The following is a 17340-nucleotide window of genomic DNA, read 5'->3' on the forward strand; positions in this document are numbered from 1 at the left end:
GACAAAACTGCCCAGCCTTACCCAAAGTTACCCTGTATTTCCACTAATTTTGGCTTGCTGCGCGGGGGATTTTATACAAATAACCCATTTTTGCAACGCGTTAAACCCCCGCGCAGCATTAGCGTAGCGTCTCCGTAAGGAGATAGGCTGGGCAGTTTTGTCCAAGTTTTCGTTAGGGGGCACCGGGACGGTGAATGCCACGGTTGTGGCGAACGGTTTTTTCCCGCCGGTCTACTGAAATAAATTTTATTTATAACGCGCCAATGCGCACTTCATGGGTTTGGGCGGGCGTACTGCAAGCAAGCGGCTACGCCTATCGCCCCGCACGTTGGGCACGATCCGTACGCAGATTTCCATGAGTATTTAGTTCATTTTTACTAAAAAAGATACTCTAATTTGCAAGTGGGTAGAAATAGAATTTAACCTATATCAGTCTGTGTAAAGGTTTGAAGTTTCGCACCAGGAACTAGTCTAAATGGGGTGTGCGATATCGCTTGTATAAAATTCGGTTTAACGCTTACATTTGCTGCTTTCGTAACTCGCTTGCGTACCATCACGCAATCCACAGCTAAAGGTCGTGGTAAATCCTTGTCCCGCATAGCTTCCCAGTGCAGCGCGTGAAACTCGGGACTATCGCCAACTATCTCAATTTTTACCTCTTTGAGATTACTCCGCAGTTGACGATAATAACTATAAGCATCAAAATCGGTCTTAAAAACCTGTTCAAATAAACTTCCCCCATAACCAGCAACACTGTTTTTAGCAGCTTCAGCTTTCCTCCCATTTAACATAGGGTAAGTCAGCCATTCTTCAAAATACCATTCCAGTCGCTGTTCTTCCTCCGCTGTGAAAGGATCGGTAATATTAATAGAGTATTCACCACCATCACCGCGATCGAAAATTAAACGTGCTGTAAAACCCGTCTCTGTTTTCTCCGTTTCCCGAATCATGATGATTGACATACGCTAAACCTGTAGTTGCTAATAATATGATGACAAAAAATTAAAGTGTCAAATATCAAGCTTCTACTACACAGTCAATAATTGTTAATTCGGATAAATTAAAAAGATAAACTAAAAAGAAATAAATAAAAAGAAATAAATAAAAAGAAATAAATAAAAAAATTCAACTCCAGTAATTCAGGAGTTGGGCAAAATTAATGAAAAATTTTGCGCGATCAGGTATAGAAAATTATTTACATCTTCAATATCGATTTATATTACCTTTTCTTAGAATAGCGCTAAGTCTTTAGATTAGGACATTGATTAGCCCTAAAACCTATGATTAAGATACTTTTGGTCGCCGTAGGCGCGGTCTGTTTTTTTAGTAAAGCATGTCCATAAGACGGACATATTTTGACTTTTGCTCGCCTTTGGCGCGGTCTGTTTTGACTTTTGACTTTTAACTTTTAACTTGCGCACAGCGCCATATCTTATCTTCTTTTTTTCCTCTTCTTCTTGTTTTTTCTCTCATTCTCTTTTTGGATGCTCTGGAGGTGAAACTTATAATCACCTTTTTGAATACCTTTCCCAGTAATTACAAGTGCAGGGATCAAAAATAACAAGAGTGCTTCCCAAGGGGCTAATGAAACACTAACAGCAAAACAAATACCAGCTACTGAACCAGACAAATAGCGTAACTCATCCCTGAATTTAGTAAAGAAATACAGGGCTACAAAAGTCATTACAAGTGGAATCAGAAAGACAAACGACATGTTAGCTTCACTCTGAACTCACAACAAAATTCTCGTACTAAAATACCTGTCCTTGAAGAACAAGTTAAATTTTTATTAAGCAATCGTAAGACATTCTACATCTTCAAAGTTGTATTTACAAGTAAAGTTGTAAACCATACAACTAAATGACCAAAAATAATTTTAAGCTTTGTTATATTAACCTATTATTTCGTTTTTAAACTCTCTAAATTCATAAGACTTACTACATGATAGTAGTGGATTTTTTAATCTGTAGATTCAATCATGCTGAACATACCGCAACTCCTAGCTAGCGAACTAGAACTTCAACTAAGACAGGTGCAAAACGCCTTGGAACTTTTTGCTGAAGGTGCAACGGTTCCTTTTGTTGCTCGTTACCGCAAAGAGCAAACTGGTGAAATGAATGAAGTACAATTACGTTCGCTTTTAGAAAGGTATACTTATTTGACCGAACTTGAGGAACGCAAAGCTGTGATTCTCAATGCGATCGCTTCCCAAGGAAAGTTGAATGATGAACTCAAAGCGAAAATTGAATCTTGTTTGCAAAAAACTGAACTTGAAGATTTATACTTACCCTACCGACCAAAGCGACGTACCCGCGCAACTATTGCGAAGGAAAAGGGTTTGGAACCTTTAACAGAATTTATAAAGTCATTGAACATAAAAAATGCAGCTTCTGTTTCCCTTGATGAAGAAGCTGCTAAATATATATCTGAAGATAAGGGAGTGAAAAGCGCTGAAGAAGCACTTAAGGGAGCTGGAGATATTCTAGCGGAAGAAATCGCCGAAAAAGCAGAATTAAGAACATATTTGCGAGAATATCTCCTAGAAGAAGGGATTTTTGTCTCTCGCATCAAGGATGAACATCCCGAAGGGACGACAAAATATGAGATGTACCGCGAATATCAAATGAGGGTTGAGAATATTGCTTCCCATAACATGTTGGCTTTATGTAGGGGTGAAGCGGAAAAAATCTTAAGTTTTGAAATTTCTTTTGATGAAGATCGAGTTTTAGCTTATTTGGAATCACGAGAAATTCGTTCTTCCCTGCGTCAAATTCGTAATTTTTATCAGATGACTATCAAAGATGCATTTAATCGTTTGATGAAAAATTCTTTGATCGGTGAGGTGGTAGCAGAAAAGAAAAAAGAAGCTGATATTGAATCCATCAAAACCTTCGAAGCAAATTTACGGGAATTATTACTTTCTGCACCAGCAGGGATGAAACCGACTTTGGGAATAGATCCGGGTTTTCGCACTGGTTGCAAAGTTGCAGTATTAGATCGAACCGGTCAATTTTTGGAATATCAACCAATATTTCCCCATTCTGGTAAGCAACAACGTCAATCCGCTTTTGCTTTTGTTGAAACAATTATTAAAAAGCATCAGATCGAATTGATTGCTATTGGTAATGGTACAGCTTCGCGGGAAACCGATGAGTTTGTTGGGGAAGTTTTACAGAACATGGACAAAAAACCCATCAAAGTGATGGTTAATGAGTCCGGTGCATCTATTTATTCTGCCAGTAAAGTCGCGATCGCAGAATTTCCCGATCTTGATATTACGGTGCGCGGTGCAATTAGTATTGGTCGTCGCTTACAAGATCCCCTCGCAGAACTAGTAAAAATTGAACCCAAGTCCATTGGGGTGGGACAATATCAACACGACGTCGATCAAAAGATGTTGAAGAAAAAGTTAGCCGAAACTGTAGAAAGTTGTGTGAACTATGTTGGTGTCGATCTAAATACTGCTTCTAAGGAACTTCTAACCTTTGTTTCAGGAATTACAGCTACGGTAGCTAATAACATTGTGACTTACCGCAACCAGAATGGTGCTTTCAAAAATCGCCGAGAATTACTCAAAGTTCCAAAACTAGGACCGAAAGCATTCGAGCAAGCTGCAGGTTTTTTACGAATTCGTGATAGCGATAACCCATTGGATAACACAGCAGTACATCCGGAAAGTTATTCTGTAGTTAAAGCGATCGCCTCAGACTTAAATATTAACCTCAAGCAAGTTACCGAAATTTCAAGCAAACTGAAAAAAACAGACTTGAAAAAATATGTCACTGACAAAATTGGGGAACCAACCCTAAGGGATATTATTAACGAATTAGAAAAACCAGGAAGAGACCCCCGAGCCGAATTTAAGTATGCAACCTTCAAAGAAGGAATCAAAGAAATTTCCGATCTAAAAGAAGGAATGATACTTGAAGGTATTGTCACCAACGTTGCTAATTTTGGTGCATTTGTTGATATTGGTGTTCACCAAGATGGTTTAGTGCACATATCCCAACTTGCAAACAGATTTATTAAAGATCCCAAAACCGTAGTTAAAGTAGGTCAAGTAGTCAAAGTTAAGGTATTAGAAGTCAACGAAAAACTCAGACGTATTGGTTTATCGATGAAAGCGGTTGATTGATTTGGTAATGGGTAATTGGTAATTGGTAATTGGTAATTGGTAATTGGTCACTCATCACTCATTACTCATTACTCATTACTCATTACTCAATCACTTTGTCCCAAACAAACTTGCTCATAATGACGAGCAGCACTTTCCCAAGTAAAGTCTTTTTCTATTAATTTTCTGGCATTATGTGATAATTCAGCCCGCAATTGCGAATCATTAAAAATACGACTAATTGCACTGACATACTCACTGGGTTGATTTGCTCTTAATGCTCGTATCGGTACATTTACCCCATCTATTTCTAAACCTTCTAAACCGCGATCGCTAGCAACTACAGGTACACCAGCAGCCATAGCTTCCAAGGTTTTGTTTTTAATTCCAAACCCAGTCCGCATCGGGATTACGCACACTGCAGACTGGTGTAGATAATCTACCATTGAAGGTACGCGTCCAGTGACATTAACCCCTGGTTTTTCTTGGAGAGCAAGAACCTCGGATGTGGGACGGGAACCAACGATGTCAAAAATTGCATCTGGATAAGTCTTTTGAATTTCTGGAAAAACTTGATTCGCAAAGAAATTAACAGCATCAATATTTGCCAAAATATCCATTGCTCCTGTAAATATTATCCGGTGTCCTTGAGGATCTTGGAGACGAAATGGAAAAGCAACTAAATCTACACCATTAGGTATCACTGCAATCTCTGCATTGGGATTAAGCTCTTGTAATTGATTTTTATCCTCTTGCGTTGTTGCAACAATAGCTGCAAACTTTGAACTGTAACGTTTTTCGTAACGATGCAAAAGTGGCAAATTAATTCGATCTCGGAGTTTATTTTCACAGACGTCCTGTTTTAACTGGTTCAGACAAGTTCCATATACAGAACTATGAACATTAACTAAAGTTCGTACTTTTTTCTGAAAATCTGGACGCACATATATTTCATTTACGCTGTGTTCGCAGGTAATTACGTCACACTTGAGCGAACTGACGAAATTATCTATCCAGTCTTGCATTTGTGGGGAATAACGGTTTAATACGCTTGGTGGAGTTCCATTTTGGACAAATTTTGCAAACCTTTGAGCTTTTTTCAGTATTCCTCCGGTAGTCCCACTATCTACTGGACGCTTAAAAAGAACTAAATTATCGACAAAATCGCGCAATCCAGCAATATCTGACTCTGGTATTCCCGGTTCTTGCTGCGTGACTAAAGTAACATTATGCTGTTTGCTCAAATATTTGAGTAAATAAAATGTTCTTACCTGAGTTCCTCCTAAGGTTGGTGGATATGGGAATGTGGAAGATAACATCAAAATATTCATGATTTTAAGATTTAAATTGCTAATAAGTATTTGAATAAATCAGGGATAATATAATAATATTGATTTAATATTTTCTGAATAAATATAAAAGTAAACACTATCAAAATAGCAAATATAAACCCAACAAATAAAAACTAATTGTCAGCCACTCATCATATCCAATATTTTTTTGTAAGTCAATTTTTAAACATACTTCCAGAAAATTTTAAGGACGAAGATATTCAAAATAGATGAATTATTGTATCGATAGTAAATAAAAATCACTTTATGGTAATCATTTTGTGATAACAATTTTACTGTGGAACAAGTTATAAAATATGAATATAAAATATGAAAACTATCGATTTCTATTATTCTATTGGTAGTCGTTATTCGTATCTTGCATCCAGTCAAATTAAAAGCCTAGAACAAGACTTTGATTGTCAGGTTGTATGGCATCCAGTTAATAGTGTTAAGTTGATAAAACAAAATGGGAATAATCCTTTTGAAGGCGAACCAGCTTCTGGACAATACGAATGGAATTACCGCAAAACCGACGCAAAGCGATGGGCGGAACTTTATGGAATTCCGTATATTGAGCCTCGTGGAAGAGTAAAATTTGACTCTGACTTGTTAGCTCGGGCTTGCACAGCAGCACAATATCTAGGGAAAGTTGAAGAGTATAGTCGTTTGCTTTTTAAAGCAATGTTTGAAGATTCATTATCTCAAATAGATGAAAGAGAGTGTGTTATTCGTGCAGAAACTTGTGGTATCTCTGCGAGTGACTTCCAAAGCTTACTGACAGGAAATAAAATCAAGAACCAACTTAATACAACAATTAATCGCGCATTAGAATCTGGAGTATTCGGCGTTCCGACATTTATTGTCTCAGGAGAATTGTTTTGGGGAAATGACAGAATAATTTTGTTGCGTCATTTTTTAGAAAAATAAGTTAAGCAAATAAATAATAAAATTAAATTTTCCAATTTTCACTAGAAATAGGTTTTGCTCCTCGTTCCAATAACATCTGAACAATCTGATTGCGATCTTGCTCCTTTAATTCTTAAACTCTGTTCGTCATAGTCTCATAGCAAGTATTTATATTAGTTAACTATCGAAATATGATTAAGCCTAAAACAACGCTTAATTTTATACTTTCTAAGTACTACTTATTGGTTTATTTTTAGTACCCATGAACTTATGATAGTCGGGGCATGTAATGTAGGATAAATCACTTCATACAAAGAATAATCGTTGTATTATTTCGAGATAAGTTTAATCTGTTAAAAATATGTTTAACAAACTTCATCTAGCTTGACGTAGTAATTAGCACTAATCTCGCTACTATAGAAAAGGTGCGTAAATTCATTACTAGGACTTATGCAAGATGAGAATGCAGATTTGCTTTCCATATCCTTTGCATAAAGGAGGTTTTGTGTAAGTCCTAATTCCTTTGATTTATAAATATCTTGACTTAGATACAGAAAAATTAACAGTATGGAAACAAACAACCATTTGAAATTTATACTTAAGTTATTGGGATGCAAAAATTATCGCTCGAGGTTGAGTGCTAGCGCCTTCAACAGTTTTAAGAATAAAAATAAAATATGTCAAGATTTGGGCGATCGCGAACTGATAGACTATACCCGTGAGATCGGCTCAGTTAGAATTATACCTGCTGGTCAAGCTTTATTAAAACTGGATCTTGCAGAATTACCGATCAAAGATAAGGAACTTAAAGTACTCAAAAGAATCGGTCAAGCTTCGGGTGCAATTAGCCCCGGTAAAATCAAAATATCATCCCTCAGAACCCAACAGAGAGATGCAATATTGAAGTCTCTGAGTGAAAAAGGATTAATTGAAGTTGAAACTAAGGTCAAGAGACAAAGAGCAGAAGTTTGGTTAACTGAACGAGGAATTAAATATTTACGGGATGATTACAACCCACACAAAGGTAATAGTCCTGTCATTAGCTTAGATTTGTTAGATAATTATCTACGATTTTTACGGAAAAATTTATCTGTTAAGCCAGTATCAGAAGATATTTCAGCAAGTTTAACTTCAACAAGTTTAACTTCAACAAGTTCAAATTCAAAAAATTCAAATTCAACAAGTTCAAATTCACAAAGTTTAGTTCCAGATTCTGCAGCCAAAAAAGTTACAGATATCAGCGACGAGGAAATTTTACAAACTATCCAAAACTTAGATCGGGAAATAGGTACAGAGAATTACTTACCAATCTTCCATCTGCGAGAAAAGTTACAACCCCCTTTGTCACGGGAACAATTAGATAAAGCACTTTATCGCTTGCAAGGAAATGACCTAATTGATTTTAGTACTTTGCAGGAAGCTAACGCATATACTCCGGAACAAATTAATACCGGAATTCCTCAAAATGTTGGTGGTCCATTGTTCTTTATTAGTCTGAACTAGCAAGATATTGTTTTCATATTCCTATTCTTTTCAGACTCACATTTAAGTTTGTTACCCTCACTTAATTGCAGTATGGTATCTATTAACGAAATAATTAAACGCGAGGTTAACCCTTTTGACCGAATAAACTTGAAACCTGGTGATTTTTGGGAAGAACAACAGGATTCAACCCAGATGGTTGAGTCGATTCACAAACAAGTAATAACTGAAATAGAAGAATATCTTGACTTAGTAGCTAAAGATAATCGTAGTCGCAGTCTGTTACTTTTAGGTGATTCTGGTTCCGGTAAAAGTTATTTATTAGGTCGGGTAAAACGCACTCTCAACCCCAAAGCTTTTTTTGCTTACATTGGACCTTGGGCTGATAGTGATTATATTTGGCGTCATATTTTACGTTCCACTGTTGATAGCTTATTACGAATTCCCGAAGGTCAACAAGAGTCTCAGCTAATATTGTGGCTGAAAAATTTATCTGCATTTACTAAAGACAAGTCAAAGGATAAAATTTGGCAATTATTACGCAGCGATCGCCGAAAATTTATCAAACACCTCAAAAGCAGCTACAAACAAGCAGGTCTCTATAACTCGGATATTTTTTTTGGTGTGCTGCACGATCTTACCAACCCAGAATTATATGATTTAGCCTGCGAATGGTTGCGAGGAGATGACCTCAGCGAAGAGTCAATGCAAGCTTTAAAGGTAAAAAGTTGTATTGATTCAGAAGACACAGCAAAAAATATTTTAGCTAACTTTGGCAGAATATCAACTGAAACCCAACCCATAGTTTTATGTTTTGACAATTTGGATAATATTCCTCGTTTACCGGATGGTTCTGGGGATTTCCAACCTTTATTTAATGTCAATACAACAATTCATAATAAATCTCTCAAAAACTTTCTAATTATTATCAGCATTGTCACCAATACTTGGAGACATAGTTGGTATCGCGTTCAAAGAGCTGATAAAGCTCGGGTTGATAAAGCCATTCAGTTAAAAACAATTACATTAAAGCAAGCAGAGGGGCTTTGGTCTTATCGATTAAGACCTTTACATCAAGCAGCTAACGATGGAAATTATTCTGAAATTTTTCCATTAAACCGAAAATTATTAGAAGAAAATTATCCTGGAGGTAAAACCCAACCGAGAGATTGTCTCATTCTTGGAAGAAAGGAATATCAAAAATATAAACTTTCATTGTTAGAGGATAAAATACCTGAACCTTCTACAGTTCCCCCACCAGCAACGTCAGTAGCAGATATTCCATCACCAAAACCCAACATAGATATTAAGGATAAAATTCAGGCAGAATTTAAATTAATTTGGCAAGAAGAACTGAAAAAAACTCAGGGTAAAATTAGTAAAATAAGTTTTTTGGCTGCACCTGACCTAATCAGAATGTTGCAACAAGCTTTAGAAGCATTGCAAATTAAATCTGTAAAACCAAAACTTATTAGTGGTAAGTATGCTAGTTACTCTTTGAGTTATCAACACCCTAAAAAAGGTGAAAAAATAGGAATAGTCTGGACAGAAGATGCTAATATGGTAAGCTTCTATAATATTATGAATGCTTCACAAAAAGTCATTCAAAAACAAGCTTGTCAAAAACTATATCTAATTAGAATTAGCGGTGTAGGAAATTCAAGGCTTAAAGGGAATCAAATCTATCAGCAAATCTTCAAAGGTAGTCAGAAACAGAATATTCATCTTAAACCAGATCTATCTTCAGTTCATGAATTGGCGACATACTATAGCTTAGTAAATTCTGCCCATGCTCAGGAATTAGTTGTTGCAGGTAAAGCAATTCATCCAAAAGAATTACAATCTTTGATTCGTGAATCTAAAATTTTAGAACAATGTACTTTACTCCAAGGGTTAGGAATTGTTGCTATTCTTAAAAGAATAGATTCTGAACCAATAAAAAAAGATTTGCGATCGGTTAAAGAATTTTTATTGAACGTCGTAAAAACCCAAGGTTATATGGGGTTTCATACTTTAATTCAATATGCTATCGATAAATATTCCTATGCGAATGAAAATGATATTCAAGGATTAGTTAAAGTATTGCGTGATGAGAAAAAAGTCAAAATTATTAATCCGAAAGAAAAACTAAAAGACCAATTAATTTGCTTAGTTATTTAAAAAAATCAATATTTAATAAAGAAAATCAAAATAAATATCACTACAATAAGTAAAGTTAATAAATAAATGCAATATCTGATTCAAGCCAATGAAATAAAAGCGCAAATTGCTAAATTTAGTTTGGCAAAAGTGTTGTGGTTAGATACAGAAATTGCTGATTATTGGACTGCATACCCACGCTTATCTCTCATTCAAGTCTCACTCGATAATAGAGATAAAACGGGTGAATCTGCTTATATTTTGGATCTACTAGATAAACCCGAGTTAGTAGATGAATTTATTAAGCAAATAATGCTTAATCCTCAAATAATCAAAGTATTTCATAATGCCAGCTTCGATTTAAAATATCTAGGTGGAAAATCAGCTTCAAATGTTATCTGCACTCTCAAATTAGCCAGGAAAATTACCAAAAAAGTTTTACAAACATCTGATTTAAAACTTAAAACTTTGGCTGTAGAACTATGTCATTTTTCCAATGTAGATACAGAAGAAGGACGAAGCGATTGGGGAAAACGCCCTCTTTCTCAAAAACAGTTACAGTATGCAGCGATGGATACAGTTTATCTCGCTGCTGTACATCTTCGCTTATTAGAAGTTTCTCACCCCGATGCTGTAAGGGAAATTTTTGATATGGTTAGCGAATCTAATAATTCTACAACCAACTCCACCAACAACTTAGAAAACTTATCTTTGAGTCCTACTAAGGTTAGAGTAGCTTTTGAGTGTCCCCGTCTTTTTTATTTAAGTCAGTATTTTGGTGGTAGAACCTTATTTTCACCACCAGATAAAATTACGGGTATTGGTAGTATTTTCCATCAGTTGGCTGATGAATTTGTAAATTTAGCTGTTTGCGAACCCCGATTTCAAGAAGTTTTTCACCTTGGAGGGTCGCAATTACAGGTTGAAAAAGTTGCTCTCGACATGCAACAACTTTTTTACCAACTCAAATTTTTCCCTTACCTCAACCAATTAACTGAAAAAGATCCTAGTAAAGCACCAGCACTACTAAAAGTTTGGGAAGGAATTCAAGGACTAATTAAACATTTTGCTGCGTTGTTAGTTACGAATCGTAATTACTGTAGTGCAGAAACTGTAATTCGGAACACCTTTATTACAGAAAAACGTCAGCTTGAGCATTACTTTAACCTACCTGATGGTAGCGAGCAAAGGGTATTAGGAGCATATGATTGTTTAGTTTTCAATTTTGAACGCAAACGTCTCGGGGTATTAGAATTTAAAACCTATCAACCTGTAGATCCGTCTGCACAGTTAGCCCAAGTTTCAATTTATAGTTACATGTTATGGCACAAGAAAAAGGTTGCTGTTGATGCAGCAGTTTATTGTGTTTTACCAGAATTCAAAGAATATCAATATACCTGGGAGCAACTGGAAAACACCATACATCAACTCATTCCTTATAAGTTACAACAGATGAAACAATGGTTAAAATGGGAACATTCTCACCCCAATCCACCACCTCAAACAACTCAACTCCATCTGTGTGACATTTGTCCTCAACAACAAAAGTGTCAAAGTTATTTTTCAGCACAATCTTTAGATCGAACTAAAACTGAGTCTTCAACTGATGTGGAAGATCCACAGGTTTTCTCTTCCCAGGAGCAAGATTTTCCAACGGAAAGAGAGTTTACAGAAAATTACAACACAGGAAATAGATCTACAGCAAACCATTCTAAAGGAAATAACTCTGCAAAAAATAATTCCACAAAACATGAATCAATATCTTGGGATGTTGATGCTACAGGGGAAGAATTGGTCAACACATTGGAATCCTTCGGTATTGCTGTTGATTATCAAGGTGTGGCGATCGCTCCTGCTTTCATTCGGGTCAAATTAAAACCCCATCTGGGTGTAAAGGTTATTTCAATTCTGAGATTATCTGCTGACTTACAAGTACAGTTGGGTTTAGAAAATTCACCTTTAATTACTCCCCAAGCTGGGTACGTAAGTGTTGATTTACCTCGTCCGGATAGACAAATAGCCGAATTTACAAAATACGTTCAAAACCAATCTTTACCACCAACAGCACCAGTAAAAATAGCAATTGGAGTGAATTTAAACGGGAAATTAATAGAAGCAAATTTATCTGACCCCAATACCTGTCATTTTTTAGTTGGGGGTACAACTGGAAGTGGGAAAAGTGAATTTTTGCGATCGCTTCTCCTAAGTTTGCTTGTTCGTCATTCTCCCCAAAACCTGCAAATAGCTTTAGTGGATCCCAAAAGAGTTACATTTCCAGAGTTTGAAGGTATTGAGTATTTACATTCACCAATTGTCAAAGATAGCGATCGCGCAATCGAATTGATGGAAGAGTTGGTAGAAGAAATGGAATTGCGTTACCAACAATTTGAAACTGCAAGATGTGCGGATATCAGTGCTTATAACCAAAAAAACTCTCAACCATTATCTCGTATCGTTTGTATTTTTGATGAATATGCAGATTTTATGGCAGAAAAAGAGATTCGTAAGATATTAGAATTGAATATTAAAAGATTGGGTGCAATGGCTAGAGCAGCTGGAATTCATTTAATTATTGCTACTCAACGTCCCGAAGCCAAAGTTGTCACCCCAATTATCCGTTCCAATTTACCAGGAAGAGTCGCCTTACGTACAGCAAGTGAAGCAGATTCCTGTATAGTCCTGGGAGGAAAAGAAACAGCAGCAGCTTATTTATTAGGAAAAGGTGATTTACTGTATCAAAATGGTAGTCAACTACACCGCTTACAAAGTTTATTGGCAACTAATATCAACTTTAATTAAAGTTCACTACCAGAAAATAATTCTGGTACAAGCATAGTAAAAATTTTAGATCAAATATAGCAATCATATTTGATTCCTGAACAGATAACCTCTGTCGCGTCTCTACAATATTGATTTTTACCTACGGTACGCTTATGCGTTTGGACGCACTACGTGTTTGGATGCAGCTTCCGCTGAACACCGCAGGTGCGTGCAAACATCTTTGATGCGGCTAACACAAATGATTTAGGATTGCTATATCTTAAACGAGACGTTGCTCCTAAACTATGGCATTTACTTTCAGTAGCTTTAGGGAAAAAGTAACTAAGTCATTTAACTCCCATTTCCTTTCTTATCTCATCATATTTGGCACGGACAGCCCGAATATCTTGCCACATTAACCACTTAGGACTACCTTTCTCCCTGGATGGATTGCGTAGCAAATAAGAAGGATGAAAAATTGGCATACATAATCTGCCTTCCCATTCCATCCAAGTTCCCCGTATTTTAGTTATTCCACGTTTATCACCAGTTAAACCTTTAACGGCGGTAGCACCGGTAAGCAGAATAATTTTAGGATCTACTAGCCGAATTTGTTCTAAAATGTAGGGCTTGCAAGCAGCTATTTCTTCAGTGGTTGGAGTGCGATTATTGGGAGGACGACATTTCGCTATATTACAAATATAAACATCTTTTTCTGAGTCTAAGCGTACTGCAGCCAAAATTTTATCAAGTAGCTGTCCGGCTCTACCAACAAATGGTAAACCTGTTTCATCTTCATTTTGACCTGGAGCTTCTCCCACAACTGCAATTAATGCTTTTTGATTTCCACGTCCAATTACTGCATGCTGACGGGTACTTCCCAAACCACAACGGTGACAACTATTGCAATGATCAGTTATTTCTGTCATATTTGCATAGGTACCACTGGGAATAGGAATCTTAGCATTAGTAGGTATGAGTTCTTTCTCTTGTGGGTTGGAATATTGAAAAAGAGTTAATTGATTATCGCTGCTCATGAATCTTTGTAGATTTGCTTAATAACTTTGTGGGGATGCAAAATTTGTGACTTTAAGTTTGTGACTTTAAGATCGAAATATTTATTACCTCGAACTATTAACGAATTAATTTATACGTTAGCAATACTTGAAGTTTTACCATCACAGCTACAAATATCTAAAATACAAATATCTAAAACATAAATATCTAAAATATAAATATCTAGAAACTTAAAATTATCATACTTTTAGCTTTTAATTCTATTTTGAAAATATTAAACTAAAAAAGTCTCAAGCTTAAAAAATCTCAAACAAAATAAATCTATAGAATGTTGGGAATAGAAATAACCCATACTTTTTTCATACTTCTATAGATTTGTAAATGAATTGCTCCAGGTAAAAATCAATCATCATAAAATCAATATTAAAGTCGATATTACTACCACCTTTTGTGCTGGGGGAAAGATGTCTGATGCCCCACTTTTTGCTAATCGTGCTGATGCCGGTAAAAAATTGGCATTGGCGGTTGATGGTCTTTTAACCCAGCAAACTAATATTCTTGGAGAAACCCCTAGAGCAATCGTCTATGCTTTACCACGGGGAGGAGTACCAGTCGGCGTAGAAATTTCACAGTATATAGGCTGTCCTTTAACTATTATCATATCCAAAAAGATTGGTCATCCAGAAAATCAGGAACTAGCTATTGGTGCTGTGACTGCAACAGGGAGCACATTGTGGGTTCCCTCCTACAAATGTGTGAATTATCCTCAATGGCAGAAAGAGGCGCTAGACTTAGCTTTAAAACAAGCAAAATTATTAGAAAAACAGTTAATTTCTTTTTGTCCAGATGTCGAGCCCAAGAATGCAACACTTATTTTAGTCGATGATGGTATTGCTACAGGAATGACAGTCGCTGTTGCAATTAAAGCTCTGCGAACACTCTCTCCACGAGAAATTTGGGTTTGTGCTCCTGTTGCACCGATGCGATTATTACCCTATTTACGCGAGTGGTGCGATCGCTCAATTATTTTGGCTACACCACAATCATTTTTTAGTGTTAGTAATTTTTATGTGGATTTTCCCCAAGTGGAAACTAGCACAGTTCGAAAATATCTACAGCAGCAATATTAGTTTTACTGGGTAATAATTGGTAATTGGTAATCGGTAATTGGTAACTGTAGCCGGTAAGGGTGTGGCGTAAGTCATAAAATGACAACTGATATTATGTCCGCTTAATTACTTATGAAAAAATATGTTTGTTTGTAGTAGCGCTTTAGCGCCATAGTAAAGATATTGGCGCTCAAGCGCTACTACGAACCTTATCGCAAGTGTTTTACCGGACATGATATGACAACTGACAACTGAATCTTTGTTACTTTTGCTTTTTAAGTGTAAACAAGTGTAAATACAAATATAATATTTACGTAAATATTCTACAGTCAGAAATGTTTATAAAAAAGTGATTATCTCGATATTTTTCTTCTAAAGCACGGATATTAGGGATATTTACCCTACTGTCATTTCAGTAAAATTTGAATATAATCTCAGTAAAAATATTTATTCGTAACTAACTATATGTTTCCTAACGGACAAAAAACTCAATCAAATTCCTTAATCCCTAAGTTTGAAGGTTTTTTCCTCGAAATGGTTATGCCCCGATTAGAGGGTAGATGTAGCGAATTGGTAAAAAAAATACTTGGTGATGATTGGGATGTTACACCAATTGGTGACAATCTTACTGAGTTTGAAATTACTCTTAATGATGATGCACTATCAGTAAAAGAAGCTTGGGATAAAACCTATGAATTGCGATCGCAACCTGGTGTAATTGATGTAGAACCACTATTTGCTGTTCCACTTCCCGAACTAACTGGCTGGAATGTATCAATACCTGACTTAGGAGATTTTTTTAACAATCAAATCGAACGGGAAAGTGAGGATGTAAATTGGTGTCTCAAGCAACTTCGAGTATTTGAAGTATGGGAGAAGTATTTCCCCGATCCAAATAAACCACCCGGACATGGAATAGTTGTTGCTCATCCCGATACAGGTTACACAAATCATCCAGAAATTATTGATAATTTACTTCTGGAAAAAGGTTACGATTTTATTGAGAAGGATAACAACGCCACAGATGAACTGGAAAGACCATTCGGTCAACTTATCAATAATCCCGGTCACGGTACATCGACTGCAAGTGTGATCGTTAGCAATCCAGGAAAAGAAGCTAATTATTCCAATCAAAAATATGTCACTGGTGTCGCTCCTGGTGCAAAGGTACTTCCCTTAAGAGTTTCCTATTCTGTCGTACTTTTGAGCGTCCGCAATCTGGCACGGTCAATTGAATATGCGGCAGATAATGGCGCTCACGTAGTTACAATTAGCATGGGAACTGCTTTTCACAATCAACGCTTGCGAAGTGCGATTATCTACGCCCAAAAACGGGGTGTGATTATTGTTGCTGCATCTGGTACCTTAATTCCCTATGTGGTATTCCCAGCAGCATATGATGAAGTAATTGCTGTTACTGGTAGTAATATTCAACGTGAAATTTGGTGGGGTGCATCCCGAGGAAAGCAGGTTGATGTTACTGCTCCTGGTCATTTAGTTTGGTATGCAAAAAGTGACAGAAAAGATGATGGGGTCGAACACAGAATAGACCAAGGCTCGGGTACTTCATTTTCTGCGCCGTTTGTTGCAGGTGTTGCGGCTTTATGGCTTTCCTATCACGGACGAGATAAATTGGTCGAGCGCTATGGTGCAGAGAAAATTCCTTTTATTTTCAACGAATTATTACGGGATACTTGCGACAAATTCCCCACTTGGAAACCCAATCGATTTGGTTCGGGTATTGTGAATGCAGAAAAGTTACTCGCTGCATCTTTGCCGGATAATGTTAATGGATCGGTTGTTTCACCTGCTTTGGCGTTACAGCAGCACAGTTCCTTGGATAGTGGTAGACTAGATGCTTTCATGCACCTATTTGAGTCCCAACTATCGGATACTCAACCAGAAGAATTTGGATTTCCTGATGCATTCTTAAATAGTAATCTAGCAGAATTATTACAAACATTCTCATCAGAATTACCCAAGCGCTTAAAAGAAGTAGGTCAAGAACTAGCTTTTGATTTTGCAGTTAATCCAGATTTATATAAGCAATTTGCTGAATTATTGCATAGCAATAAGCCGTCACCAACTGATCAATCAAAAGGTAGGAAGAAAGGGGAAACCGACAACAAAGAACCCATACGTGAAACCTTGAAGAAGAAAGGAATTTCCGAGATTTTGTTGAATAAACTTTTTAATTGGGGCTAGATTGGCGATTTTGAGAAATATAGGAATTTAGCAGTGGAAGCGTCTTTAATTAGGGCTTGCTGTAGTAAAAAAAGGTTAGGGAACAGTTTTACCCCTATTTTTTCAAATTTTTTGCAGTTCAAAAAATTGCATATAAAGGTTTTTAACCTTTATAGAACCCATTTGGGATCTCGTCATATAACCATAAGCCTTACAGCTTCTAGTTTTTAGTGTTATCGGAATCAGTGCTTTGGAAACACCTATTCTGGCGTAAAATTTTTGAATATACCAGCCC

The 17340-nt window shown here is 36.5% G+C and carries 11 protein-coding genes; 7 read left to right on the forward strand and 4 right to left on the reverse strand.

The genetic code is table 11. The annotated features are described in order from the left end of the window. Positions 1 to 419 precede the first annotated feature (419 nt). Both QNJ50_RS25495 and QNJ50_RS25500 read right to left on the reverse strand, forming a co-directional pair. Positions 420 to 962: a hypothetical protein gene (locus QNJ50_RS25495; RefSeq protein ID WP_300641200.1), complete on the reverse strand. Its 543-nt coding sequence runs from the start codon at positions 960 to 962 to the stop codon at positions 420 to 422. A gap of 470 nt (positions 963 to 1432) precedes the next feature. Further along, positions 1433 to 1684: a hypothetical protein gene (locus QNJ50_RS25500; protein ID WP_300641202.1), complete on the reverse strand. Its 252-nt coding sequence runs from the start codon at positions 1682 to 1684 to the stop codon at positions 1433 to 1435. A gap of 294 nt (positions 1685 to 1978) precedes the next feature. Between QNJ50_RS25500 and QNJ50_RS25505 the strand changes: the two genes are divergently transcribed. Further along, positions 1979 to 4135, forward strand: a complete 2157-nt coding sequence (locus QNJ50_RS25505; protein ID WP_300641204.1) for a Tex family protein — start codon at positions 1979 to 1981, stop codon at positions 4133 to 4135. A gap of 86 nt (positions 4136 to 4221) precedes the next feature. On the opposite strand, the gene QNJ50_RS25510 is transcribed toward QNJ50_RS25505, so the two are convergent. Next, positions 4222 to 5445, reverse strand: coding sequence for a glycosyltransferase (locus QNJ50_RS25510; protein ID WP_300641206.1), 1224 nt, complete (start codon positions 5443 to 5445; stop codon positions 4222 to 4224). Between the two features lie 330 nt (positions 5446 to 5775). Here QNJ50_RS25510 and QNJ50_RS25515 point away from each other — a divergent pair, with 330 nt between their 5' ends. From QNJ50_RS25515 to QNJ50_RS25530, 4 genes are all read left to right on the forward strand, one after another. Beyond that, on the forward strand, positions 5776 to 6375 hold the full coding sequence (locus tag QNJ50_RS25515; protein ID WP_300641208.1) for a 2-hydroxychromene-2-carboxylate isomerase: 600 nt from the start codon (positions 5776 to 5778) through the stop codon (positions 6373 to 6375). A gap of 546 nt (positions 6376 to 6921) precedes the next feature. Further along, the gene (locus QNJ50_RS25520) at positions 6922 to 7857 is read left to right on the forward strand and encodes a transcription factor RcaD (RefSeq protein ID WP_300641210.1); all 936 of its coding nucleotides are present in this window, start codon (positions 6922 to 6924) and stop codon (positions 7855 to 7857) included. 72 nt (positions 7858 to 7929) lie between these two features. Then, positions 7930 to 9996, forward strand: a complete 2067-nt coding sequence (locus QNJ50_RS25525; protein ID WP_300641211.1) for an ATP-binding protein — start codon at positions 7930 to 7932, stop codon at positions 9994 to 9996. 66 nt (positions 9997 to 10062) lie between these two features. Next, positions 10063 to 12774 (forward strand): DNA translocase FtsK, encoded by a 2712-nt coding sequence (locus QNJ50_RS25530; protein WP_300641213.1) that lies wholly within the window; start codon positions 10063 to 10065, stop codon positions 12772 to 12774. 308 nt (positions 12775 to 13082) lie between these two features. Here the strand turns inward: QNJ50_RS25530 and QNJ50_RS25535 are convergent, their stop codons facing one another. After that, positions 13083 to 13772 carry a uracil-DNA glycosylase gene (locus QNJ50_RS25535; protein ID WP_300641215.1) on the reverse strand — a complete coding sequence of 230 codons (690 nt, stop codon included), beginning with the start codon at positions 13770 to 13772 and terminating at the stop codon, positions 13083 to 13085. 444 nt (positions 13773 to 14216) lie between these two features. Here QNJ50_RS25535 and QNJ50_RS25540 point away from each other — a divergent pair, with 444 nt between their 5' ends. Together QNJ50_RS25540 and QNJ50_RS25545 are read left to right on the forward strand one after the other, a co-directional pair. Next, the gene (locus QNJ50_RS25540) at positions 14217 to 14882 is read left to right on the forward strand and encodes a phosphoribosyltransferase family protein (protein ID WP_300641217.1); all 666 of its coding nucleotides are present in this window, start codon (positions 14217 to 14219) and stop codon (positions 14880 to 14882) included. A gap of 444 nt (positions 14883 to 15326) precedes the next feature. Beyond that, positions 15327 to 17066, forward strand: a complete 1740-nt coding sequence (locus QNJ50_RS25545; RefSeq protein ID WP_300641219.1) for a S8 family serine peptidase — start codon at positions 15327 to 15329, stop codon at positions 17064 to 17066. Positions 17067 to 17340 lie beyond the last annotated feature (274 nt).

This window comes from Mastigocoleus sp. MO_188.B34 (assembly GCF_030065675.1).
In the GTDB taxonomy this organism is placed as follows: Bacteria; Cyanobacteriota; Cyanobacteriia; order Cyanobacteriales; family Nostocaceae; genus Mastigocoleus.